This is a genomic window from Methylobacter psychrophilus (assembly GCF_025583945.1).
GTDB classification, from domain to species: domain Bacteria; phylum Pseudomonadota; class Gammaproteobacteria; order Methylococcales; family Methylomonadaceae; genus Methylobacter_C; species Methylobacter_C psychrophilus.
Genome location: NZ_JAOEGU010000035.1, coordinates 18,543 through 41,161, shown reverse-complemented (window position 1 = coordinate 41,161; position 22,619 = coordinate 18,543). Strand labels below are relative to the sequence as shown.

The following is a 22,619-nucleotide window of genomic DNA, read 5'->3' as shown; positions in this document are numbered from 1 at the left end:
CATTGAGGGTACGGATAGTCGTCATCCGCTCTTTGCGGCCGGTCAAAATCTTGTGCGGATACGCCTGATGCCCCACATCCCAAACCAACTGGTCAGACGGGGTATCAAAAACATAATGCAAAGCCACGGTAAGCTCGACTGTACCCAAACCCGCAGAAAAATGGCCGCCAGAAATACTCACGGTATGCGTTAAATAATCCCGCAGTTCTTTCGCCAAGGGTTTAAGCTGGTCTTTACTGAGTTTACGTACATCAGCTGGACTATTGATAGCGTCTAATAGGGGAAAACTTCCTGATTTATTCATGTGTAAGTCGATTCCTTGAGTCGGCACGGTGTTTGTGGCATCTCACTATTTAGAATACAGATCTTCAATGCCTTACATGCAAAGATCTGGCAAATTTATCGGTAACTAATGAGAAGTGACTAATTACTTAATCATCTGTTGATTATCCACATTAAATCCCGATCAATCAAGTCGGTTATTAGTGAGTTCGCTGAATAATGTAAAGCGATAAATCGCGCAATAAGTCCGCTTCCTTGCCAAAAATGCACAAACTGTCCAGCGCTTTCTCATGAAGTTCTTGTGCTTTTTGTTTGGCACCAGCCAATCCTAATAAGGCAGGATAGGTAGGCTTATCGTTATCTTGATCTTTGCCCTGTGTTTTACCTAGCGTAGCCGTATCACTTTCCTCATCAAGAATGTCATCTTTAACCTGAAAGGATAAACCAATACATTTGGCATAATGATCCAGCTTTGTCGCGACAGTCGGGTCAATATCAGCTTTTGCCAGTGTTGCCAGTTTGACACTGGCACGAATTAAAGCGCCCGTTTTATGGATATGCATATTTTCCAGCTCAGGCAAATTTAAACTCATGCCTACCGATTGCAAATCAATTGCCTGACCACCAACCATCCCCTGAGAGCCACTCGCTTTTGCCAAAGCAATAATCATTTTTAAGCGATCTTGTGCCGTCGCTGTAATGCTGGGATCATGAGCCAATATTTCAAATGCCAAAGCTTGTAACGCATCTCCAGCCAAAATAGCGGTTGCTTCATCAAAAGCGACATGACAAGTTGCTTTACCACGCCTGAGATCATCATCATCCATCGCCGGAAGATCATCATGTATTAAAGAATACACATGAATAAATTCAACAGCGCAAGCCGGGCCATCGAGAGCTTCAGGGGCAATACCCAGTGCCTTTCCGGTACAATAGGTAAGTACCGGACGCATACGCTTACCACCATCAAGTACACTGTAACGCATCGCCTGATGAAGTTTTTGCGGAAGCAACTGCCCGGCAGGAAGACGATCATCCAAAGCCTTTTCAATGCGATTTTGACAAAAGCTAAGGTATTCTTTTAACGCATTACTCATCGGTAAATGGCTCCAGGGTTTGAGTGCCGTTTTTTTCGATAAGAATCTGAACTTTCTGTTCTGCCTCCTGCAAGGCTTTTTGACAGGTTCGGGTAAGCGCCACCCCGCGTTCAAAAGACTTTAATGACTGTTCCAGCGAAACCTCACCTTGCTCCAACTGAGTAACCAATTGTTCAAGTTCTGCCAGTGAATCTTCAAATAAAGTCGTACTTTTCTTTTTCGGCATGTAAATAAAAATGTTTAAATAATATGACGCATCAATAAATGCTGCATTATATATGAAATTAACCAACAGCAGATTAGGAAGTATCCGCCCTGGCAAATTTCATTGTAAAAAAACCGGTTTTTCAATCGAAAGAAACCATGGTTTTTCTCGATGATGCAAAAATAAACCAGTAACTACTTACCTGCTTCCTCGATATAAACACCAAAGCTCATAATGCGCTGATAACGAGTTTCCAATAACACATCAACATCTTGATCTTTTAATTCTGCCAAATGACGACTCAGTGCTTCTTTTAAATTCAAGGCAATAATCTTGAAATTTCGATGACCGCCGCCCAAAGGCTCTCTGACAACTTCATCCAGAAAACCCTGCTCACGAACCCGGTCAGACGTAATACCCATAGCCTCGGCTGCCAATTGCGACTTATCGGCGCTCTTCCACAATATGGATGCACAACCTTCCGGTGAAATAACCGAGTAAGTGCTATATTCAAGCATAATTAAACGGTCACCAACACCAATCGCCAACGCACCGCCTGAACCACCTTCACCAATGATGGTACAAATAACAGGGGTTTTCAGCTTGGCCATTTCAAACAGGTTTCTGGCAATGGCTTCACTCTGCCCACGCTCTTCTGCACCAATGCCGGGATAAGCACCCGGAGTATCGATTAAACAAATAACCGGAATTTTAAAACGCTCTGCCATTTTCATGACACGCAAAGCCTTACGATAGCCTTCAGGACGAGGCATACCAAAATTGCGATAAATTTTTTCTTTAGTATCGCGGCCTTTTTGATGACCAATAATCATCACCGGCAACCCATCAAGACGCGCCAATCCGCACACAATGGCAGGATCGTCAGCATAAGCCCGATCACCATGCAATTCATGGAAATCAGTAAAAATATGCTCAACATAATCCAGGGTATAAGGTCGCCCTGGATGCCTGGATAGTTGAGAAATTTGCCAGTCAGACAGATTACTAAAAATTGATTCCGTTAGTGCCTGGCTTCTCTCTTCCAATTGCTTAAGTGCATCGGAAATATTGATTTTATTATCAAACTCTACATTGCGGAGTTCTGTGATTTTCGCTTCTAATTCGGCGATAGGTTGTTCGAAATCAAGAAATTTTAGATCCATAGAGGCGTCATCTGAGCTGCGTGATTAAACGGTAGATTTTATAGAAATTATGTAATTATTTCTAAATTAATTACATAATCAATGATAATCAACCACCTTTACGAACAATTCTATAGTAAACTTTCACCCAAGCCATACCAATTCTCCCTACATTACAGCTACAAAATTACGACCTGATAACTCAACGTAGCATTCCTTTTAAACCGTTCGTGGTAAGCCTGTCAAACCATCAACTCAACCGCTTCTCTTCTCTTAACTTATGTTTACAATTACCAAAGAAGTCTATTTTTGTTACGGGCATCGACTAATGAACCACGCCGGTAAATGCCGTAACTTACATGGCCATAGCGTCAAAGCATCCATTTCAATCCAACAGGAGCAACTTAATGATCAAGGTATGGTTTGCGACTTTTCTGATATTAAAGATTGCGTAGAAGCTTATATCGACAATACTCTGGATCATAATTTTCTACTCCATAAAGATGACCCGATTATCCCGATGCTGACAGCAAACAACGAACGTTTTCTTGCTCTTGATGAACATCCCACTGCTGAAGTATTAAGCAAGATGATTTACCAACACCTAAAACAGGCGGGGTTTAACGTTGCCCAGGTTGTATTATGGGAAACAGCAAGTGCCAATGCCTGCTACCGGGAAAACTGATACTGGTCATGAGCTTTGTTAATCCGGTCAACAAATCATTCTGCCTGGAACAAATCTGCGAATCCAACTACCAAAAGTTGCTTAAGTTAATCCCGGATTTACTTGGCCTTAAAGAAACTGCTGTAGGGCTTGCATACCAAAACACAACCCTTCATATTACCGTTATTGAAAGCACCCCTTACACAATGACGGTTCAACTTAGCCATTGTTTTAACAAAAACAGGGATGAGTTTATGGAACCTGCCCTCAAAATACGGCTTTATTTGGATGCACAACTGGCTGAAGTATTAAGTGATCATGCCCGTGCCAGCGTAGCACAAGTCTTTAAAAACCCTGGTTTAAGCCGAGAAATCATGAATTACAAATGGCGCTTAAACTATTTTTTGCAAAAATGGCTGGACCACTGCTTAAAGAAAAACTATCAATTTAGCACAACAGTAGATTACGTTGCGCTAAGCTGACCTTGCATTTAAGCATGCCTATCGAGGCTTTTTTGTGCGAAGCATTTCACGATAATGTCAGCAACGCTATCGACGGCATCTATAGATTTTCAGATAAATAATTTCCATGTTGACAGATACCATCCCTTCAAGGGATGTTATCTGTATGGGCTTACAGCAACATGAGTTGGAAATCTAATTTCTGAAAGCCTATATACAAATTAATTGGTTGTTGAAACCGCCGACTGTTGTACCATTTGAGTGGTAATTTGATCCGGCCTCGTTTGCTCAGCCCAGACCGCCATAGTCGTCAGCGTCGCTGCACCAATGATGGTAGCGAATGAAGCATCGGCGGCATCGCGACCCGTCCCAATACGTACAAATCCCTCCACCGGCGCCATACGCGTGGCATCAAACAAATACCAGCGAGAGCCCAGATAAGCTTCAAAAAAACCGTGAAAATCAGGCGGTTGCAAAGCCACCGCATATCCTGAAACATAACGTGCCGGAATACATAATGCCCGACACAAGGCAATAGCCAGATGTGCATAATCCCGGCATACACCGACTCGTTGTATCAAAACGTCGCAAGCACTGGTACTTTCGCCGGTACTGCCTGCTTGATAGTCAAGATTAGCATTAATCCAGTCACAAATTGCAGTAACTCTGGAAAATCCGGGTTGGACGTTGCCAAAGGTTTGCAAGGCAAAATGAGCCAAACGATCAGACTCGCAATAACGACTTGGATTAAGGTAAAGTAATACCTCGTTTGGCAATTGGGAATACCCGGTCTCAATAATACCGGAGGTATCGTACATTTCAGGACTTAAATCTACAATAGCTCGGTATTGGAGCTGTAGATCGCAGGGTTCAACGGTTAACCGATACACTTGAATGGCTTCAGAACCCAAACTGCCGGCTTCATATTGAACAGTAGGAGTTAACTGCAGAGTTTCCTCAATGATATTTTGGTGTGCAGTTCGCGCTGCCGCCACATTAAACATAAAACTGGTCGAACTGGTGACAGAATACGTTAAATCGCAGCCTACTTGAATAGTTGTCATGATGGGTAACCTTTTACCGTGTTATAAATGAATAGACGTAAAATACTGCTGTAAGCACTATGTCAAGTATAACCAAAATTAGCTTTTCAAAACGTTTTGTGTTTTTCTTTGCCGTCAACAACCTCTTGATTACTTGAAATAGATTGAAAATTTTATGTTAATAATTGCCCCTACTATCTCTGCTAATAAACACTTGCGTTTAGTTGCTACTTTTTTCCTGGTATTTTTTGCCATAAGCGCTGCAGCACAGAATACTGAAGATGCTGGCGATTTATTTGGCCAAATCCAGTCTCTGCAAAGCCGGATGGCCATTCAAATAACCGGCTTGGAGAAAATCCAAAATGAAGAAAAAATTATTACCCGAGGTAATTCAGAACAGCAAATTGAGCAGCTCCTGGCTTCCTATAATCACATCATCAGTCGAAATAATAAGGGACAAATTGAACGCATCGTCATTGTTAATAAAAAACAAAAAACAGAAGTCGAGCGTATTATTTTACCAACCACTCAACAGGGTAATCATTTTATGGTTTCCGTCGCCATTTCAGGTAAGGCTAACAACTGGCAATCGGTTGATATGATCATCGATACAGGTGCAGATTTAGTTGTTTTGCCAGAATCCATGATAGCTCAATTAGGCTTGGCAGATAGCACTTTTACCCATAAAAAAATGCAAACTGCAAATGGTACAACCGATGCAAAAATTGGTAAGTTACAGGAACTAAGAATTGCCGGGGAAATTATTGAAGACGTCGATGTCGCTTTTATTGCCGATCAGCTTCTAGGAAAAAACAGGTTATTGGGAATGAGTGCTTTAGGGCGCTATCAAATAAATATCGATGATAAATCGCAATTAATTACGCTGTTTAAAAAATAATGGTATTCCATCCACAATTCATACTCCGTGCGGTTACTATTGCGGATTTTCAAATGTGCTTAAAATCATATATTACAAAGGGTTAATGTGTTTCTGTTTTCCGCATCAGTGATCGCGAGAAGTAGACATTACAGATAAAAAATATTAAGCTAAATTACTTCCTTTTTCTCTCGAAATACAACATGTTGTTTGATGCCTATCAAATAATTATCTCCAGCAACTTTAAAAGGCATCAAAAAGAGAGCGTAAAAAGTCTTCTTTATTTTTTCAATGAGAATTGTTATCATTTGTAAAAGTGAGATTCATTGTGGAGATACTTCATGTACGTATGCGTTTGCAAAGGTGTAACCGATAGCCAAATAAAAAATGCCATTGACAGCGGGATATGTACTCGCAGGCAGTTATTCCATTGCTTTGGTGTTGGTGGTGACTGTGGAAAGTGCAATAAATATGTTAAAGAATTACTTGACGATCACCTGCAGCAACAACCTATAATGCCAACTGTAGCAAATCAACCTGTCCTTAACGCACTATAAAATGGGTATCGTATGAAAGGCGATAAAAAAGTTATTGAGTTTCTCAATAAAGCACTGACCAATGAACTTACCGCGATTAACCAATATTTTTTACATGCCCGCATGTATAAAAACTGGGGATTTGCAAAGCTCAATGAAAAGGAATATCACGAATCTATCGATGAAATGAAGCATGCGGACTTATTAATTGAACGCATACTCTTTCTGGAAGGCTTGCCCAACGTACAAGATATTGGCAAATTATTAATTGGTGAAAATCCACTGGAAATGCTGAAATGTGATTTAAAACTGGAACATGAAGCAATTCCTCCACTGAGAGATGCCATTGCTTATTGCGAAACCATCAGTGATTATGTTTCCAGAGATCTTTTTGAACATATACTTAAAAACGAAGAAGAACATTTGGACTGGCTGGAAACCCAACTCGAATTAATTGACCAGGTAGGGCTACAGAATTATTTACAATCACAAATGTGATCAAATGATTTCCTGCGAATAATAGTCCCGGCTTGCTGGTCTTTTTATGCCTTGTCTGCGTTGCCAAAATAAATACATAGCCAAAGTATTCTCGGCCGGGGCGTTTTTATAACCGACAACCTTTACCTTTTCACGTATAATTACCCTTTTTTTGCTCTGGATTTACGTTCCAGCTCGCAATGAGGATGTAACATGACCCAAATAGTCGTTTGTGCGTTGTACAAATTTGTCACCCTGGAAAATTTTCAGGCTCTACGTCAGCCCTTGCATGATGTAATGGATGCCAATGAGGTGCGCGGTACCTTGCTACTGGCCAACGAAGGCATTAACGGCACGATAGCCGGATCACGCGCCGCTATAGACAATGTCCTGAACTGGTTGCGTAGCGATCCTCGCCTCTCTGATATAGACCATAAAGAATCCTTCACCGATAGCCTGCCTTTTAACCGCGCCAAAGTTAAACTCAAAAAAGAGATAGTCACCATGGGCATAGAAGGCATTGATCCCAAGCGTGTTGTGGGCACCTATGTCAGCCCTGTAGACTGGAATAAACTGATCTTAGATCCTGATGTTATTTTGGTCGATACGCGCAATGACTATGAATTTAAAGTAGGCACATTTAAAAATGCCATCAACCCCAATACCGAAAGTTTTCGTGATTTCCCCCGCTATGTTAAGGAAAACCTCGACCCTGAAAAACATAAAAAAATAGCCATGTTTTGTACGGGTGGAATTCGTTGCGAAAAATCGACCGCTTTCTTAAAAGAACAAGGTTTTGATGAGGTTTATCACCTTAAAGGCGGAATTTTAAAATATCTGGAACAAGTGCCGGCACAAGAAACCCTGTGGGAAGGCGAATGCTTTGTTTTTGATGATCGCGTCACGGTTAATTTGCAACTTGAAAAAGGCAACTACGATCAATGTAACGCCTGTCGTTTACCGATTACTGAAGCCGATAAGGCCAGCGATAAATACCAACAAGGTGTTAGCTGTCCACATTGTTATAATAAAGTCACTGACGTTCAGAAATCACGTTTTATGGAACGTGAAAAACAAATGGAATTGGCTAGACAGCGTGGTGAAGCGCATATCGGTGCTGATGCGGCAAAATCACTGATTGCCAAACGTGAAGCGAAGTTACAGCGCCATCAAAAAATGTTGCAAGAGCATAACCATGATGCCTGATGCATTAAAATAATGACGGCACAAATAGGCCGAAAAGCGCCATTATTATCAGTATCCGACTGGGTTCAGGGTGAGCCCGGCAATTTTGATCAGTTATCAGATCGCGTTGTACTGGTAGAAGTTTTTCAGGTGAATTGTCCGGGTTGTTTTTTATATGCTTTGCCACAGGCAATAGATTTGTATCAACGCTATTTCGATCACGGTTTATCCGTATTGGGTGTTGCAACTGCGTTTGAAGACTTTGATAAAAACAATCTGGAAAATTTAACCCGCTTACTTGAAAAAGGCGAAGTTATTGGTGAAACACACCGTGCGCTAAACCAGCAGGGAAAATTAATAGCCGATCGTCTGCCCTTTAATATCCCTTTTCCAGTAGCAATGGATCGCTTACAAAAACGCCAAACTGACATCACTCAAGGTGAAATAGCCATTTTTATCAACCAACGCGTTCCTGATTTTGAGCAACAAACAAAACCCTGGCAAAAAAAAGTCTGGCAGCAAGTAGAGCATTATCTTCAATCCTTGACGTATCATGCTGAAACATTTGAACTTTTTAACCTGCAAGGCACGCCGTCATATATCTTGGTGGATAAACAAGGCTTGTTAAGAGATTGTGGATTTGGCACGCACCCTGATCTGGAAGATAAAATACTCGCTTTGTTGCAGGAATAGTCCAACAAATTAAGCAACTCCTGCCAAACTTGATTTAAAGATGAGGGTTAGTTGTTTAACGTAAAAACCTGCCACCACTAATATCGATCAAGGCACCATTAATATGCGATGACATATCACTGGCAAGAAAAAGCACACTACTGGCCACCTCTTCAGCAAACGTATTTCGTCCTAACGGCGTCTGTTTACGATAATTTTCCAGCATCTCGGCGGTAGAATGAATCTCATGATGCTGGGTTTCTACCGTTCCCGGCATTACCGAATTAGTGCGTACATGGGGAGCCAGTTCTTTGGCGAGAGTATGGGTAAATACCATAAGACCGCCTTTAGCTGCGGCATAAGAGCCACCGCCGTTAGCACCACCCGTTTGTACCGAAAGCGAAAGAATATTGACTATACGACCACTGCCGGTTGCCCGGAGATGCGGAATAGCCTGTCTTGTCAATAAAAAAGCACTGGTGAGGTTAAGATCTAAAGATTTGTTCCAATTTTCCAAGGTGCAATCTTCAATTTTGGCACGCTTAACCAAGCCACCACTGTTATTGACCAAAATATCCAAATGCCCGGCTTTTGCGGCCAGCTTATCAACAACGGCGTTGGCTTCTGCCTCGTTGGTCAGATCAGCTGGCAATAACAGCGCGTTAATATTTTGTGCCAATAATTCATCCAGCAATTTTTCAGCACCTTCCTTACTGGAATGGTAATGTATGCCAATAAATGCACCAGCCTGTCCCAAGGCCAACGCCACGGCTCGGCCAATGCCGACTCCGGCACCGCTAACCAAGGCCACCTTACCGGTTAGATTCAATTTTTGCTCAGGTACCATGTGGGTACTCCTAAAAATAATGACTTACTTTAAAAGTATAAAGCCAAGCTCTGTTGCTCCCAAAGGACTACCCATTTAAAGCGGGACGATTTTACAGATAACATCCCTTGAAGGGATGGTATCTGTCCCGGCTTAAGTGAGTAGCTCTCCCAAAGGAAAACAGAGCCTGGCTTATTTAAATTTTGTATAAAAACGTAAACTAAAGACTTTTTACTTTTTCCAGAACTTCCTGAGCATGATTATCCGGTGTTACGCCATAAGCGACATCAACGAGCGTACCTTCTTTATCGATGATAAAAGTAGAGCGTAAAATAGCCATACTCTTAACACCATTTTTATCTCTTTCTTGCCATACTCCGTAACTTTCGCAAAGCTCGCCACTGGTATCAGCCAACAAATCGATTTTTAAACCAAATTTATTAATAAATTCGACATGACTTTGGCAAGAATCTTTGCTGACACCGATGACAACCGTATCATACTTGTCAAACTCTTCAGCAAGCTTGGTAAAATCATTAGCTTCTATGGTGCAACCTGGCGTGTCATCTTTAGGGTAAAAATATAAAACGACATTCTTTTTACCTGCATAATCAGACAAATTAACCAGCTCGTTAAGCTGATTGGGCGAACTAAACAATGGCGCTTTTTGTTGGTTTTCCAGCATAAAAATCTCCTTTAATAAACTCACGAAATAGTAAAGTATAACGCCATATAAAAATAGCGTACCCGGCATAATAGCCAGCTAACCACGTAAAGTCCAGACATCGCCTGTTTCAATAAAAATCAACCGGCAACCAGAAGGCCCGATAATATTACCAAATGCACTGATACTAATAATGCGGCGGTACTTCTTCAACATGTTCACCACCGCCACCACTGCCTTCAGTGGACAAACTTTTTATGCGTTCATTAAGCAACTTGCACGTTGCTTCCAAACGACCTATCTGTTGCTGTTGCTGACCGACTATTTTATTGAGTTCTTGCAGCAAATCTTCTTGATAAGCAATCTTGATTTCCAGTTCTATTATTCGATTATCATTCATAAGGGTTTTAAATAACTTTTGAAAATTGGTGGTATTGTTTTTGCGCCAGATACTTGTCAAAGACCATGCAGATATTGCGGATCAATAAGCGACCGGCCGGTAATACCTGCATCCCGGTAGCGGATACGGTTAGCAAGCCATCGGCTTGCATCGGCTCCAGTGACTGGAGTTCTTTGGCAAAATAATCGCTAAAGTTGATGGAAAATTCCTTTTCAATAACTGTAAAAGTTAATGCAAAGTGACAGATTATTTGGGTAATCACGGCACGGCGTAACTTATCGTCATCATCCAGTTCAACCCCCTTAAAAACAGGCAATTTATTTTCACTGATAAGCCGGGCGTACTCATCCAGTTCTTTGACATTTTGGCTATAAGCATCTCCTACCCTGCCAATGGACGTAATACCAAAACCTATCAGATCACAATCTGAATGCGTTGAATAACCCTGAAAATTTCTATACAGATTGCCTTCCCGCTGGGCAATCGCCAGCTCGTCATCCGGTTTGGCAAAGTGATCCATGCCAATATAAACATAACCGGCTGCCATCAGTTTTTGCCCAACCATTTGTAAAATATCCAGCTTAACTTCTGCGCTTGGCAGGTCGGCATCGTTAATCTGCCGCTGGGTTTTAAAGCGTGCCGGCATATGGGCATAATTAAAAATCGAGAAGCGATCGGGTGCAACTGCCAGTATGGTATCGATAGTCCTGGCAAAAGTGGCTACCGTTTGTAGCGGCAAGCCGTAGATTAAATCAATATTGGTTGAGCGAAAACCTTCGGCACGAGCCGATTCCAAGACACTAAAGGTTTGCTCTTCACTTTGAATACGATTGACGGCTTTTTGTACGGCAGGATCAAAATCCTGCAAGCCCAAGCTGATTCGGTTAAAACCGAGTTCACGCAGTTGTTTAATAGTTTGGGAATGAGTTTCTCTGGGATCAACTTCAATGGAATATTCACCACTATCATCATCTTTTAACAAAAAATGCTGACGGGTTACCATCATTAATTTCTGCATTTGCTGGTAGCTTAAAAAAGTTGGTGTACCACCGCCCCAGTGCAGTTGATTAACCACCCGACTGGAATCAAACAAAGCCCCTTGCAGGGCAATTTCTTTATACAGATTGTCCAGATAAGGTTCTGCATGATTGCGGTTTTTAGTGACGATTTTATTGCAGGCACAATAAAAACACACGGTATCGCAAAAAGGAATATGAAAATACAACGATAACGGGCCACCGGCGGCATTGGATTTGGCTATATGTTGGCGATACTCTTTATCACCAAAGCCGTCATGCAATTCCAATGCCGTAGGGTATGAGGTATAACGCGGCCCGGCCTTATCATAGCGATTGATAAGACCTAAGTCGAATTTGAGGGATTGATCGATCATTTAACGACTTCGTTAATGACTATCATATGATCATTTTTGTCCGTTAGAGCAACCTGATCAATAACACCAATTAAGTCACCCGGTTGAGATATGGCATTACCAGATTTGGAAATACGCGCCAGTAATTTAACCTGAGCAAAGTTGGATAATTTCATGTTCGGCATCATTGCCATAGCGTCATTTAGACTGACGGTTAACGGCAAATCGGAAACTTGTTTACGAACGATGGCTAAAGGCATTTTAGGACCTGATAATGCCTGAGCATATACAAAAACAGTATCATCCGGGCTGGTTGATTTTTGTAATTCAGGAGCCAGACTGACCTTTACCTCAATGGCAATATCAACCACATTGGCTGCTTGGGTGGATTGGGTAGCTTCTGGTGTAGAGACGCGATTAATCGCGTCTCTACTTTCAATTTTAGCCAGTAAAGCGTTTATCTCTTTCTGGGCATCAGATTCGGGTGGCAACAACGCAGCCAGTTTTCTCCATAACTTTATCGCCGTAGCAGGATCACCTTGTTGGGCTTTGGCCATACCACCCAACCATAAGGCATTCATATTATCAGGTTCCAAAGCCAAGGCTTTAAACACCAATTCAGTGGGTTTTCCTGCCAAATTTTTATCACTTGCATAAGCAATAGCATCGGCATAAAGCAACATAATGTCGACCTGATCACCCAACAATCGATACGCATTGGCAAAAGCTTCAACGGCTTTGGGATATTGCTCCAAGGCTTTATAAGAGCGACCCAACATAATCCAACCTTTTGCATCATCAGGAGTTGCCTTCATCTTCTCAGCCAAACCTGCAACCATTTTGTTAACTTCGGCAAGCTTGAGTGTATCCGGGTCAATCGCCATTTCAGCACTGTGACTAATCGCTTGATAATTACCCAGACTTAAATAAAGTGATCCCGCCAGCAAAGGAATACCTAAAACCAACACATAAACTAGCCACCTGCCCTGACTTTGTGTTGAGGTAACATGGCTTTTTATTTCCAGATCATCACTTAATGCCTGCTCAAGATCGACTAATTGTTCATCATATTGGGCCTGACTTAGTGCACCTGATTGTCTGCTTTCTTTAAGCTCGGCGAGGCGATTTTGCGCAATCAGTATATTACGCTGATCAAGGTCAGTCGCTTGAGCAGGTTGTTTGCGCCATAACGGCGGCAGAATAAGCAAAAAAGCAATTAATATCAGGATACTGACAATCAGTAAAAATAGCATATTCAAGAGCGGTCACCTTTTTCCAGCAAACTACGAATTTTTTTTTGTTTTTCAACATCCCTTTGCAAAGCTCCAGCATCAGGGTGCAAACTGGCAACGGCTTTTTTACGCCGAATAACGAAAAATACCGTGATTAACCCAACTAATAAAAAAACCACCGGAGCGATCCATAACACACTGGTTTTTCCTTTAAAAGGCGGCTTATACAACACAAAGTCGCCATATCGATCGGTCATAAACCGGACAATTTCTTCTTTAGATTTGCCCTGTTCCAACATTTCATAAACTTGCCTGCGTAAATCTGCTGCCAGTTCGGCATTAGAGTCACCGATAGTTTGGTTTTGACACACCAGACAACGCAACTCCGAGGTTAACGTTTCATAACTTTCTTGCTGCTTCGGATCAGACAATTGACGGGAATCAACGGCATAAATGCTACAAGACAGCATCAACAGAAAAACAAACAATAAATGCTTCATTAAGACTCGGTTTGTAATTTTGCAATCAAAGGAAGGAAAATTTGTTGCACATCTTCCGCAGTAACAGGTCCGGTATGTTTATAACGAATCAGGCCTGTTTTATCCATAACAAAAGTTTCCGGCACACCGTAAACCCCCCAGTCTATGCCGATACGCCCATCCTGATCCATAATACTGACGTTATAGGGGTTACCCAACGTATCCAGCCATTTTTTGGCATTAATTGGTTCATCCTTATAATTTAAACCAACAATAACCACTGCCTGTTGCCGGGCTAACTGGTTCAATATGGGATGTTCGGCACGGCAAGATACACACCATGACGCCCAAATATTAAATAGCCAGACTTTACCTTTTAAATCAGCAGGCGTTAATTTTTCTTCCGGTGCATTCAGTTTGGGAGCTGAAAATTGCGGTGCTGGTTTGTTAAGTAACGGCGATGGAATCTCGCCGGGTTTAAGGCTTAAACCCAGCGCCAAAAATACCGCGAGGATGATGAATAAAATTAGGGGAATGATGTACTTAAGCATTATGTTGGTTTTTTAAGGTGCCGTATTCTAAAAATGGTTTAGCATTAACAATGTTATCGAATAAAACTGAAATGATATTCTAACTAACCTGCGCAGATAACTTTTTCAGTTTCATCATTCAACAGTTCTTAAGATTATTTTTCAAAAAAGTCATTGTAAGGCTAGTCTGCCGGTATTCTGGCAACTCGATAACGTTTATCACAAGCAGCACACAAACCACCGACCGCCATAAATACTGCGCCCATCCATATCCAGCGAATGAAGGCTTTGTAATAAATCCGTAAGCTCCAGGCACCTTCGTCACCTAGTGGTTCACCAATGGCAACAAACAAATCCCTGGATAATCCGGCATCAATCGCAGCTTCCGTCATCGGCATGGTCTGTACCTGATAAACCCGTTTTTGTGGTTCAAGCTGGGCAACCTGCTTGCCGTCGTGACTGACGGTTACAAAGGCCTGTTGAGCCACATAATTGGGGCCCTTGGTTTGTTTTACACCATGAAACTCAAAAATATAACCGGACATATCGATAGTTTCACTGGGTGCCATGCGCACATCTTTCTCAACACTGTACACGGATGTTAAGGTAATACCGGTCACAAAGACGGCAATGCCTAAATGCGCGATGGTCATGCCATAAAAACCGGCGGGTATAGTTTGCAGTCGTTGCCATGAAAAACCTTTAACTCCAAGGCGATCAATAAATGACAGTACGGTAACCGCAACCGTCCACAACGCCAACGTTAAACCCAAAGCGGCTCCCCATGAATAAAAAGGCATCAATATGGGCAGTAACAATCCACCGGCAACACAGGCTGCGATAATCCAACGCACCCGCAATGCCAACTGACCAAGAGAATCTTTTTTCCAGCGTAATAACATCCCCAAGCCCACGGCAATCGACAGTGGTGCCATTAAGGGGACAAACACGGCATTAAAATACGGTGGGCCGACAGAAATCTTGCCTAAGCCCAAGGCATCAATAACCAAGGGATATAAGGTACCCAGTAAAATACTGGCAGCAGTTACTACCAAGAGTACGTTATTGAGTAAAATTGCAGATTCTTTGGATACCAGATCAAAAGTGGCACTGCTCTTGACCGATGGCGCTCTGACTGCGTATAGCAATAACGAACCGCCGACCACGACCGCCAAAAATATCAAAATAAACAGGCCACGCGCAGGATCGCTGGCAAAGGCATGTACCGACGTTAATACCCCGGAACGCACCAAAAAGGTACCTAATAAACTTAAAGAAAAGGCAAAAATAGCCAATAAAACGGTCCATGTTTTAAACACACCACGTTTTTCAGTAGCGGCTAACGAATGCATTAAAGCGGTTCCTACCAACCAGGGCATAAATGAGGCATTTTCTACCGGGTCCCAAAACCACCAACCACCCCAGCCTAATTCGTAATAAGCCCACCAGCTGCCCAAGGCAATACCCATGGTTAAAAACATCCAGGCCATATTAGTCCACGGCCTGGACCACCGCGCCCAAGCAGCATCCAATCGACCTTCAAGCAAAGCGGCAATGGCAAAAGCGAAGGCCACAGAAAAACCCACATAACCCATATAAAGCATAGGGGGATGGATTGCCAAACCGGGATCTTGCAATAAAGGATTTAAATCACGTCCTTCCAAAGGGGCAGGAAACAGACGTTCAAACGGGTTGGAAGTCAGTAGTAAAAACAGAATAAAACCGATGGAAACGAGGCCCATTACCCCCAACACTCTGGCCAACGTAGCAGCCGGAATACTTTTACTAAACTGCGCCACCAGACCGGTCCATATGGTTAACACCAAACCCCACAATAATAATGAGCCTTCATGAGCGCCCCATACACCTGAAATTAAATACAGGACCGGCAATGAAGTATTGGAATTAGTAGCGATGTATTTAACCGAAAAATCATGCGTCAAACAACTATAAGTCAGGCAACCGTAAGACAAAGCCATAAACAGCAATTGCGCAAATGCGGCAGGTTTGGCAACGGCAATCCAGCCGGCCTGACTGCGAAATGCACCTATAATCGGTACGATACCTAATACCAGCGCCATGCATAAGGCTAAAATCAGTGAAAATTGTCCAAGTTCTGCAATCATACTATTGACCTTTCCCTGCTGTTGGCTGGTTTTTTAAACTGTCTTTGACTTCCGGTGGCATATAATTTTCATCATGTTTGGCCAACACTTCCTCGGCAATAAAAACACCTTGTGTGTTTAACTTGCCATGGGCAACGATACCCTGCCCCTCCCTAAACAAATCCGGCAAAATGCCCGTATATTCGACCGTTACTTCTTTACTGAAATCAGTTAACTTAAAACGTACCATCAACCCGTCATTGGGCCTTTCAACACTGCCTTTAATAACCATTCCACCCAAGCGAAACAAGGTATCTTTGGGCGCTTTTCCTTCGATGACATCGGTTGTCGAAAAAAAGTACATCAAATTTTCATTAAAAGATTTCAAGGCAAATGCCGTTGCTATACTCGCCCCGATCACCATCAAGGCTATAAGAATTAAACGCTGTTTTCTGGCTGGCTTCATAATTTCTTACCGCTTTTGCTTTAGGCTTTGACGAAAAAACTGTTTACGTTGTACGACAGGAATAATAATGTTGGCCAATAGGACAATTAAAGTCAGACCATAAGAGGTCCAGACATATAAAGCATAACCGCCCATGGCAAAAAATTCTTGTATACTCATCGTTTTTTCTCCAAGACCATTGTTTTAACCCACTGTGAATTGCGTTCCCGCTGAAGCAACTCAACACGCATCCGCTGTATCAAGGCAATCACATAATAAACATTAAAAGATAAAGCCATTAACAACAACGGTATCAGCATAGTCACATGAATGGAGGGCTTATCCATTTTGGTTACCGTAGGTCCCTGATGCAGGGTATTCCACCACTCAACCGAATAATGAATGACCGGGATATTAACTACGCCAACCAGAGCCAATATAGCCACCGCTTTGGACGCCACACGTTTATCATCTATCGCTTCATAAAGACCAATAACACCCAGATATAAAAACAACAAAATCAGTTCAGACGTTAAACGGGCATCCCAAACCCACCAGGTTCCCCACATGGGCTTTCCCCATAGCGAACCGGTAACCAAAGCGATAAAGGTAAAACTGGCACCGATAGACGCACTACTGATGGTCACGATTTCAGCTAGTTTAATCCTCCAAATCAGGCCAATCGCCCCCGCAACTGCCATGACTATATAAATAAATAATGACATCCAGGCACTGGGAACATGAATATAAATAATGCGATAACTATCACCTTGCTGGTAATCGGCGGGTGCAAGATACAAGCCACCGTAAAGCCCTGCGGCCGTCAACAACACAAAAATAACCACCAACCACGGCATTAAGCGCTCGGTAAACGCGTAAAAATGCGGGGGTGATGCCATACGATGAAAAAATCGACCTACGGAATCCGGAACTAAAAACATAAGAATTTTATTAAAGGTAAATTCGATATTGGGAAGAACAAATCCATTGGTACCAGTTGACTACACGGCTCCAAGTTAACAACAAACAGTTGGTTGGCCAGGCTGATAGTCTATTGCTCCAGGTTAATAAGGTAAGCCGTTATTTTACGGGATAGTGGTGATTAATACTTGATGTTATGCAATTTATATTAAAAGCCACGAGGAAAGCATACTACACACGGTTAACCTTGCTGATTTTAAATGAACCGTAAAGCCGGCTAAAAATCAGGTTTAAGCATTTATGAGCGCTTAAAATATTTTATCAAGTCAAAAGATATGGTTTCTATAACCATCATAAAACAATCATCATGTGCAATATAACGATATTATTAGATCTTTATATCTTTAAAAAAGATGTAAAGCATCTGTAAATCAGTTAATACTCATCTTTAATGCAGCGGCTGTTGGCCAAGGAGCCAGCACCAAAGCCATCAATAAAATTGAAATTAAAATATTGATCTGGGCACCGACAGGTAAACCACTACCGGCTATTTCTACGGCATTGCTGGCAAAAATCAATACCGGAACATACAAAGGTAAAACCAGTAAAGATAAAATCATGCCGCCCCGGCGCAAACCTACCGTTAAGGCAACGCCAATCGCGCCAATTAAACTTAACACCGGCGTTCCCAGCAGTAAGGTTAATAATAAAATACCTAGCGAATGCGTCGGCATGCCTAAAAAAATTGCCAATAATGGTGCCACTATCAACAACGGCAATCCTGTCACCAACCAGTGGGCAATAATCTTTGCCAATACCAAAATAGACGCCGGATAAGGACTTAATAAAATTTGCTCCAAAGAACCGTCGTCAAAATCCGAGCGGAACAAGCCATCCAACGACAACATTGCCGCCAATAATGCGGAAACCCAAATAATACCTGGGGCAATAGCCTGTAACAAATGCGGTTGAGCACCAATGCCTAAAGGAAACAGGGTAATAACCAAAATAAAAAAGAACAGGGGATTGGCAATTTCCGAGCGGCGGCGCAAAGCCAACACCAAATCGCGTCGAATAATGGCAAAAAATGCACGGGATAAAGACATCAGGATAAGTTAATTCGTTGTACATCAACATCGTGTAATTCGATGTCATGGTGTGATGTTAAAACAATCATGCCGCCACTGGTACAATGCGCAGACATTAAGCTTTCAATCAAGGCAATACCCTGTTTATCCAGCGACGTAAACGGTTCATCAAGTATCCACACGACATTCTTGGTAATCAACAGTCGCGCCAATGACAAGCGCCTTTTCTGACCCGCAGACAATGCCTGAACCAATACGTCCTCATAGCCTGCCAAATGTACATTAGTCAGTGCCTGTTCGATCGAATATTGTCCGGGACTGCCTAATGCCAAGGATACTTTTAAATTTTCCAGCACCGTCAATTCTTTTTTAACGCCGTCCAAATGGCCAACATAGGCCATATCAACGTAATACTGACTATCATTAATGGTGTCACCGCACCAAAATACCTGACCGGCATCAGGTTCCCGAAAACCACATAAAATACGCAATAACGAGGTTTTACCGCTGCCATTCTTGCCTTCCAGCAACAAGACCTGACCGGAAACCAGCTCAAATGCCAGCCCTTCAAACAAGACACGGTCATCCCGAATACAACTTAAGTCAGTACCTTTAAGCAGGTAAGCCGGTTTTATACCCATTATTTAGCGGCAAGTGATCTCTGACGTACTGCTTCATAGAGCAATACACCCGTAGCAACGGACAAATTAAGGCTTTCTACCTGACCCAACATAGGCAACGATACCAATACGTCACATTGCTCCTTGGTCAATCGTCTTAACCCTTTACCTTCAGCCCCTATAACCAAAGCCATCGGCACGGTAAAATCGGCGCTATAAACAGTCTGCGCCGTTTCACCCGCTGCACCCATAATCCATAAGCCTTCGCCTTTCAGCCAGCGCAAGGTACGGGCCAAATTAGTCACCTGATAAACCGGTACGGTTTCTGCAGCGCCACTGGCAACTTTACAAACCGTAGGCGTAATACCCGTGGCATTATCTTTGGTTATAATAACGCCTTGTACGCCCGTCGCATCAGCTGTTCTAAGGCACGCACCGAAATTATGCGGATCCTGAACATTATCGAGCACCAAGAACAAAGCGGTTTGTGTTTCTGACAGGTTTTCAACTGCCGTTTTTAACTCACTTTCTGACAGCTCACCCGGCATTTCAACTTCAATCACAATGCCTTGATGATTACTGCCATCAGCCAGACGATCCAGCTTTTTTCTATCGACTTTTTCAGGTTCAATGCCCAATGCCAACAAGTCTTCAACTGCCTGAGTCAGGCGTTTATCTTGTCGACTGCTATCAACCCATGCCTTATGAATTTTTTTAGGGGAATAATCGAGTGCTGCTTGTACGGAATGTAGACCAAATAATTTGCTTGATTTCATTTATTATGAATTGTGAAGAACTTTCGTTTTGAATAGGAAGCTTGATACTTTACATCGGAAGCTTTAAGAGCCTGCATCCCGCATCGTCAGATCGGAAATCGCAGGCTAAAAGGGGCTAAGCCTTAGGTGACGGCTTCCTTTTTCTGCGTCTTTTTTTAGGCTTATCCGTACCTTCTGCTTTTTTTACAGCACCGGCTTTTTTTGCAGAACCGTCTTTTTGCACCAATTCAAAATCCATTTTCTTTTCATCAAGATCAACACGGGCAACCTTGATTAATACGCTATCGCCTAAACGGAAATTGACATTGGTGCGTTCACCTTTTAACTGGTGACTGGTCGGATCAAAATGATAATAATCCTGCCCCAGATTACTGATATGTACCAAGCCTTCTACATAAATATCGGCAAGCTCAACAAAAAAGCCAAATGAAGTCACTGCTGAAATAATACCGGGAAATTCTTCACCGATTTTATCCATCATATATTCACATTTAAGCCAACTGACTACATCGCGAGTCGCATCATCAGCGCGTCGCTCATTGGCCGAACAATGCTCACCCAACAAAATCATGTCGGGAACGCCATAAAAAAATGTTTCTATTTTCTTGCCAAGTAAACAATGACGAATGGCGCGATGCACCAACAAATCAGGATAACGTCGAATAGGCGAGGTAAAATGCGCATAAGCCTCCAATGCCAAGCCAAAATGGCCCTTTAAATCAGGACTATAAACCGCTTGCGACATGGATCGCAATAAAACAGTCTGAATTAAATGCGCATCCGGCCGATTTTTAACCGATTCCACCAAGTGCATATAATCCAACGGTGTCGGATTAACACCACCACCAAATTTTAAGCCTAATTCACCCAAAAAGGTTTTCAGATTAAGTAACTTATCCGCACTTGGACCATCGTGTATCCGTAACAGCTTGGGTATTTTTTTAGCATTCAAATACTTCGCTGCCGCACTGTTGGCGGTAATCATAAACTCTTCAATCAGCTTGTGCGCGTCGTTACGCACTACCGGCACTATTTTTTCAATTTTCCGTTCTTCACCAAAAACAATTCGGGTTTCCTGGGTATCGAAGTCCATTGCCCCACGCTCTTCACGACTCACGCGCATGACTTTGTAAAGTGCATATAGCTCACGTAAATGCGGCATTATTGGCTTATATTTTTCAGCCAGAACCGTATCGCCATCAACCAGCATTTTTGCAACTTCGTTGTAAGTCAAACGTGCATGAGAACGCATGACCGCATCATAAAAACGTGACCTTACAACTTTCCCCTGTTCGTCTATGCCTAATTCGCAAACCATACACAAGCGATCAACATCAGGATTGAGTGAACACAAACCATTGGATAATATTTCCGGCAGCATGGGAATGACTTGCTCAGGAAAATAAACCGAAGTGCTACGATTTTTAGCCTCTTTATCCAGTTCACTATTGACCTGCACATAATGCGAAACGTCGGCAATCGCTACCAGTAATTTCCAGCCTTTTGGCGTTCTTTTGCAATACACAGCATCATCAAAATCCCGTGCATCTTCACCATCAATGGTGACCAGTGCCGTATTTCGCAAATCAACGCGACCTTCCTTGGCAGATTCAGGTACTTCTGCACTCAGCGACTTGATTTCTTCCAGCAGTTCTTCCGGCCATATATTCGGCAATTGGTGAGAACGAATCGCCATTTCTATTTCCAGACCGGGCGCAAGATGATCACCTAATACTTCAATAACCCGGCCAATAGGCTGACGTAATTTAGTCGGTTGATCGGTAATTTCAGCAATAACAATTTGCCCCTGCTTGGCTTTACCAGCACCACCTTTCTGCACTAAAAGCGTTTGTGCGATATTTTTATTATCAGGCACAACATAGGTAAATCCGTCTTCCTTGTAAAGACGTCCGACTATCTGGTGAGTATTTCTTTCCAGAATCTCAACAATTGCGCCTTCACGTCGGCCTTTCTTGTCAATCCCCGCTATACGTACCATAGCCCGGTCATTATGTAGCAAGGGATTCATTTCGCGGGGTGACAAGTACAAATCATCGGAACCATCATCCGGCCGGACAAAACCAAAGCCATCCGGATGACCAATAATACGGCCAACAATTAAATCCTTGTTATTAACCAGACAGTATTGCTGTCCGCGATTAAACAATAATTGACCATCACGCTCCATTGCCCTAAGGCGTCGGCGGAGGGCTTCGAGGTCATCTTCATTTTCAAGAGAAAATGCCTTGGCGATATCAACGCGCGACAACGGTTTTCCCGCATGCTCTAACGCTGAAAGTATTAACTCGCGGCTAGGAATGGGGTTTTCATACTTTTCAGCTTCGCGCTGAGCGTATGGATCTTTTGTTGAATTAAAATCAACGTCTTTTTTAGACTTCGATGACATTTAAATAATAAGATACAAGATAATTGACACAATTAAGTAATTTCTTTATATGATACATGCTTAGCTTAACGATGAGAATTGAAAAATAGAAAATCCTTTTGAACTTATACCAT

27 protein-coding genes are annotated in these 22,619 nt (G+C 42.5%); 7 read left to right on the top strand and 20 right to left on the bottom strand.

Annotated features, from left to right (window positions below; all coding sequences use genetic code 11):
* The 4 genes from N7974_RS14765 to accA all read right to left on the bottom strand — a co-directional run.
* Positions 1–304: 1-deoxy-D-xylulose-5-phosphate synthase N-terminal domain-containing protein (locus N7974_RS14765; protein ID WP_317451614.1), on the bottom strand; the 304-nt coding region annotated here is incomplete at its 3' end.
* 178 nt (positions 305–482) lie between these two features.
* On the bottom strand, positions 483–1,379 hold the full coding sequence (gene ispA, locus N7974_RS14760) for a (2E,6E)-farnesyl diphosphate synthase (protein WP_262966356.1): 897 nt from the start codon (positions 1,377–1,379) through the stop codon (positions 483–485).
* Complete coding sequence (locus N7974_RS14755; RefSeq protein ID WP_262966355.1) at positions 1,372–1,605, bottom strand: exodeoxyribonuclease VII small subunit; 234 nt, start codon at positions 1,603–1,605, stop codon at positions 1,372–1,374. Before N7974_RS14755 ends, ispA begins: the two co-directional genes overlap by 8 nt.
* Positions 1,606–1,778: 173 nt before the next feature.
* The gene (accA, locus tag N7974_RS14750; RefSeq protein ID WP_262966354.1) at positions 1,779–2,747 is read right to left on the bottom strand and encodes an acetyl-CoA carboxylase carboxyl transferase subunit alpha; all 969 of its coding nucleotides are present in this window, start codon (positions 2,745–2,747) and stop codon (positions 1,779–1,781) included.
* A gap of 259 nt (positions 2,748–3,006) precedes the next feature.
* Between accA and N7974_RS14745 the strand changes: the two genes are divergently transcribed.
* Both N7974_RS14745 and N7974_RS14740 read left to right on the top strand, forming a co-directional pair.
* Positions 3,007–3,411 carry a 6-pyruvoyl trahydropterin synthase family protein gene (locus tag N7974_RS14745; RefSeq protein ID WP_262966353.1) on the top strand — a complete coding sequence of 135 codons (405 nt, stop codon included), beginning with the start codon at positions 3,007–3,009 and terminating at the stop codon, positions 3,409–3,411.
* 8 nt (positions 3,412–3,419) lie between these two features.
* Positions 3,420–3,872, top strand: coding sequence for a DUF1249 domain-containing protein (locus tag N7974_RS14740; RefSeq protein ID WP_262966358.1), 453 nt, complete (start codon positions 3,420–3,422; stop codon positions 3,870–3,872).
* A 200-nt stretch (positions 3,873–4,072) separates the two neighbouring features.
* Here N7974_RS14740 and N7974_RS14735 read toward each other — a convergent pair whose 3' ends face one another.
* Positions 4,073–4,915, bottom strand: coding sequence for a transglutaminase-like domain-containing protein (locus N7974_RS14735; RefSeq protein WP_262966352.1), 843 nt, complete (start codon positions 4,913–4,915; stop codon positions 4,073–4,075).
* 154 nt (positions 4,916–5,069) lie between these two features.
* Between N7974_RS14735 and N7974_RS14730 the strand changes: the two genes are divergently transcribed.
* From N7974_RS14730 to N7974_RS14710, 5 genes are all read left to right on the top strand, one after another.
* Complete coding sequence (locus tag N7974_RS14730; protein WP_262966351.1) at positions 5,070–5,792, top strand: retropepsin-like aspartic protease family protein; 723 nt, start codon at positions 5,070–5,072, stop codon at positions 5,790–5,792.
* Positions 5,793–6,112: 320 nt separating this feature from the next.
* On the top strand, positions 6,113–6,328 hold the full coding sequence (locus N7974_RS14725; protein ID WP_262966350.1) for a (2Fe-2S)-binding protein: 216 nt from the start codon (positions 6,113–6,115) through the stop codon (positions 6,326–6,328).
* 12 nt (positions 6,329–6,340) lie between these two features.
* Positions 6,341–6,805: a bacterioferritin gene (bfr, locus tag N7974_RS14720; RefSeq protein WP_262966349.1), complete on the top strand. Its 465-nt coding sequence runs from the start codon at positions 6,341–6,343 to the stop codon at positions 6,803–6,805.
* A 192-nt stretch (positions 6,806–6,997) separates the two neighbouring features.
* On the top strand, positions 6,998–7,990 hold the full coding sequence (gene trhO / locus N7974_RS14715; RefSeq protein ID WP_262966348.1) for an oxygen-dependent tRNA uridine(34) hydroxylase TrhO: 993 nt from the start codon (positions 6,998–7,000) through the stop codon (positions 7,988–7,990).
* Positions 7,991–8,002: 12 nt separating this feature from the next.
* Positions 8,003–8,662, top strand: coding sequence for a TlpA family protein disulfide reductase (locus N7974_RS14710; RefSeq protein ID WP_262966347.1), 660 nt, complete (start codon positions 8,003–8,005; stop codon positions 8,660–8,662).
* A gap of 55 nt (positions 8,663–8,717) precedes the next feature.
* Here the strand turns inward: N7974_RS14710 and N7974_RS14705 are convergent, their stop codons facing one another.
* The 15 genes from N7974_RS14705 to rnr all read right to left on the bottom strand — a co-directional run bounded on the left by N7974_RS14705 (position 8,718) and on the right by rnr (position 22,506).
* Positions 8,718–9,488, bottom strand: a complete 771-nt coding sequence (locus N7974_RS14705; RefSeq protein WP_262966346.1) for an SDR family NAD(P)-dependent oxidoreductase — start codon at positions 9,486–9,488, stop codon at positions 8,718–8,720.
* A 199-nt stretch (positions 9,489–9,687) separates the two neighbouring features.
* Positions 9,688–10,152: a peroxiredoxin gene (locus tag N7974_RS14700; RefSeq protein WP_262966345.1), complete on the bottom strand. Its 465-nt coding sequence runs from the start codon at positions 10,150–10,152 to the stop codon at positions 9,688–9,690.
* 166 nt (positions 10,153–10,318) lie between these two features.
* The gene (locus N7974_RS14695; protein ID WP_243217237.1) at positions 10,319–10,531 is read right to left on the bottom strand and encodes a SlyX family protein; all 213 of its coding nucleotides are present in this window, start codon (positions 10,529–10,531) and stop codon (positions 10,319–10,321) included.
* Between the two features lie 7 nt (positions 10,532–10,538).
* The gene (hemN, locus tag N7974_RS14690) at positions 10,539–11,924 is read right to left on the bottom strand and encodes an oxygen-independent coproporphyrinogen III oxidase (RefSeq protein ID WP_262966344.1); all 1,386 of its coding nucleotides are present in this window, start codon (positions 11,922–11,924) and stop codon (positions 10,539–10,541) included.
* Positions 11,921–13,162, bottom strand: coding sequence for a c-type cytochrome biogenesis protein CcmI (ccmI, locus tag N7974_RS14685; RefSeq protein WP_449566811.1), 1,242 nt, complete (start codon positions 13,160–13,162; stop codon positions 11,921–11,923). Before ccmI ends, hemN begins: the two co-directional genes overlap by 4 nt.
* On the bottom strand, positions 13,159–13,635 hold the full coding sequence (locus tag N7974_RS14680) for a cytochrome c-type biogenesis protein (protein ID WP_243217235.1): 477 nt from the start codon (positions 13,633–13,635) through the stop codon (positions 13,159–13,161). The genes ccmI and N7974_RS14680 overlap by 4 nt, the downstream gene beginning before the upstream one ends.
* Complete coding sequence (locus N7974_RS14675; RefSeq protein WP_262966343.1) at positions 13,635–14,165, bottom strand: DsbE family thiol:disulfide interchange protein; 531 nt, start codon at positions 14,163–14,165, stop codon at positions 13,635–13,637. Before N7974_RS14675 ends, N7974_RS14680 begins: the two co-directional genes overlap by 1 nt.
* A gap of 161 nt (positions 14,166–14,326) precedes the next feature.
* Entirely contained in the window at positions 14,327–16,270 is a 1,944-nt protein-coding gene (locus N7974_RS14670; RefSeq protein WP_262966342.1) for a heme lyase CcmF/NrfE family subunit, read from the bottom strand.
* Between the two features lies 1 nt (position 16,271).
* Positions 16,272–16,715, bottom strand: a complete 444-nt coding sequence (ccmE, locus tag N7974_RS14665) for a cytochrome c maturation protein CcmE (RefSeq protein WP_262966341.1) — start codon at positions 16,713–16,715, stop codon at positions 16,272–16,274.
* 6 nt (positions 16,716–16,721) lie between these two features.
* Positions 16,722–16,874 (bottom strand): heme exporter protein CcmD, encoded by a 153-nt coding sequence (gene ccmD / locus N7974_RS14660; protein WP_262966340.1) that lies wholly within the window; start codon positions 16,872–16,874, stop codon positions 16,722–16,724.
* The gene (locus N7974_RS14655; protein ID WP_262966339.1) at positions 16,871–17,635 is read right to left on the bottom strand and encodes a heme ABC transporter permease; all 765 of its coding nucleotides are present in this window, start codon (positions 17,633–17,635) and stop codon (positions 16,871–16,873) included. Before N7974_RS14655 ends, ccmD begins: the two co-directional genes overlap by 4 nt.
* Before the next feature lie 411 nt (positions 17,636–18,046).
* The gene (ccmB, locus tag N7974_RS14650) at positions 18,047–18,721 is read right to left on the bottom strand and encodes a heme exporter protein CcmB (RefSeq protein ID WP_262966338.1); all 675 of its coding nucleotides are present in this window, start codon (positions 18,719–18,721) and stop codon (positions 18,047–18,049) included.
* A complete protein-coding gene (ccmA, locus tag N7974_RS14645) occupies positions 18,721–19,344 on the bottom strand; it encodes a cytochrome c biogenesis heme-transporting ATPase CcmA (protein ID WP_262966337.1) in 624 nt (207 codons plus the stop codon). The genes ccmB and ccmA overlap by 1 nt, the downstream gene beginning before the upstream one ends.
* A complete protein-coding gene (gene rlmB, locus N7974_RS14640; protein ID WP_262966336.1) occupies positions 19,344–20,099 on the bottom strand; it encodes a 23S rRNA (guanosine(2251)-2'-O)-methyltransferase RlmB in 756 nt (251 codons plus the stop codon). Before rlmB ends, ccmA begins: the two co-directional genes overlap by 1 nt.
* A gap of 115 nt (positions 20,100–20,214) precedes the next feature.
* A complete protein-coding gene (rnr, locus tag N7974_RS14635) occupies positions 20,215–22,506 on the bottom strand; it encodes a ribonuclease R (protein ID WP_262966335.1) in 2,292 nt (763 codons plus the stop codon).
* Positions 22,507–22,619: the final 113 nt, after the last annotated feature.

Coding starts and splice junctions, on each gene's coding strand:
- ispA (WP_262966356.1), bottom strand. CDS start 1,379: ATGAGTAATGCGTTAAAAGAATACCTTAGCTTTTGTCAAAATCGCATT.
- N7974_RS14755 (WP_262966355.1), bottom strand. CDS start 1,605: ATGCCGAAAAAGAAAAGTACGACTTTATTTGAAGATTCACTGGCAGAA.
- accA (WP_262966354.1), bottom strand. CDS start 2,747: ATGGATCTAAAATTTCTTGATTTCGAACAACCTATCGCCGAATTAGAA.
- N7974_RS14745 (WP_262966353.1), top strand. CDS start 3,007: ATGTTTACAATTACCAAAGAAGTCTATTTTTGTTACGGGCATCGACTA.
- N7974_RS14740 (WP_262966358.1), top strand. CDS start 3,420: ATGAGCTTTGTTAATCCGGTCAACAAATCATTCTGCCTGGAACAAATC.
- N7974_RS14735 (WP_262966352.1), bottom strand. CDS start 4,915: ATGACAACTATTCAAGTAGGCTGCGATTTAACGTATTCTGTCACCAGT.
- N7974_RS14730 (WP_262966351.1), top strand. CDS start 5,070: ATGTTAATAATTGCCCCTACTATCTCTGCTAATAAACACTTGCGTTTA.
- N7974_RS14725 (WP_262966350.1), top strand. CDS start 6,113: ATGTACGTATGCGTTTGCAAAGGTGTAACCGATAGCCAAATAAAAAAT.
- bfr (WP_262966349.1), top strand. CDS start 6,341: ATGAAAGGCGATAAAAAAGTTATTGAGTTTCTCAATAAAGCACTGACC.
- trhO (WP_262966348.1), top strand. CDS start 6,998: ATGACCCAAATAGTCGTTTGTGCGTTGTACAAATTTGTCACCCTGGAA.
- N7974_RS14710 (WP_262966347.1), top strand. CDS start 8,003: ATGACGGCACAAATAGGCCGAAAAGCGCCATTATTATCAGTATCCGAC.
- N7974_RS14705 (WP_262966346.1), bottom strand. CDS start 9,488: ATGGTACCTGAGCAAAAATTGAATCTAACCGGTAAGGTGGCCTTGGTT.
- N7974_RS14700 (WP_262966345.1), bottom strand. CDS start 10,152: ATGCTGGAAAACCAACAAAAAGCGCCATTGTTTAGTTCGCCCAATCAG.
- N7974_RS14695 (WP_243217237.1), bottom strand. CDS start 10,531: ATGAATGATAATCGAATAATAGAACTGGAAATCAAGATTGCTTATCAA.
- hemN (WP_262966344.1), bottom strand. CDS start 11,924: ATGATCGATCAATCCCTCAAATTCGACTTAGGTCTTATCAATCGCTAT.
- N7974_RS14680 (WP_243217235.1), bottom strand. CDS start 13,635: ATGAAGCATTTATTGTTTGTTTTTCTGTTGATGCTGTCTTGTAGCATT.
- N7974_RS14675 (WP_262966343.1), bottom strand. CDS start 14,165: ATGCTTAAGTACATCATTCCCCTAATTTTATTCATCATCCTCGCGGTA.
- N7974_RS14670 (WP_262966342.1), bottom strand. CDS start 16,270: ATGATTGCAGAACTTGGACAATTTTCACTGATTTTAGCCTTATGCATG.
- ccmE (WP_262966341.1), bottom strand. CDS start 16,715: ATGAAGCCAGCCAGAAAACAGCGTTTAATTCTTATAGCCTTGATGGTG.
- ccmD (WP_262966340.1), bottom strand. CDS start 16,874: ATGAGTATACAAGAATTTTTTGCCATGGGCGGTTATGCTTTATATGTC.
- N7974_RS14655 (WP_262966339.1), bottom strand. CDS start 17,635: ATGTTTTTAGTTCCGGATTCCGTAGGTCGATTTTTTCATCGTATGGCA.
- ccmB (WP_262966338.1), bottom strand. CDS start 18,721: ATGTCTTTATCCCGTGCATTTTTTGCCATTATTCGACGCGATTTGGTG.
- ccmA (WP_262966337.1), bottom strand. CDS start 19,344: ATGGGTATAAAACCGGCTTACCTGCTTAAAGGTACTGACTTAAGTTGT.
- rlmB (WP_262966336.1), bottom strand. CDS start 20,099: ATGAAATCAAGCAAATTATTTGGTCTACATTCCGTACAAGCAGCACTC.
- rnr (WP_262966335.1), bottom strand. CDS start 22,506: ATGTCATCGAAGTCTAAAAAAGACGTTGATTTTAATTCAACAAAAGAT.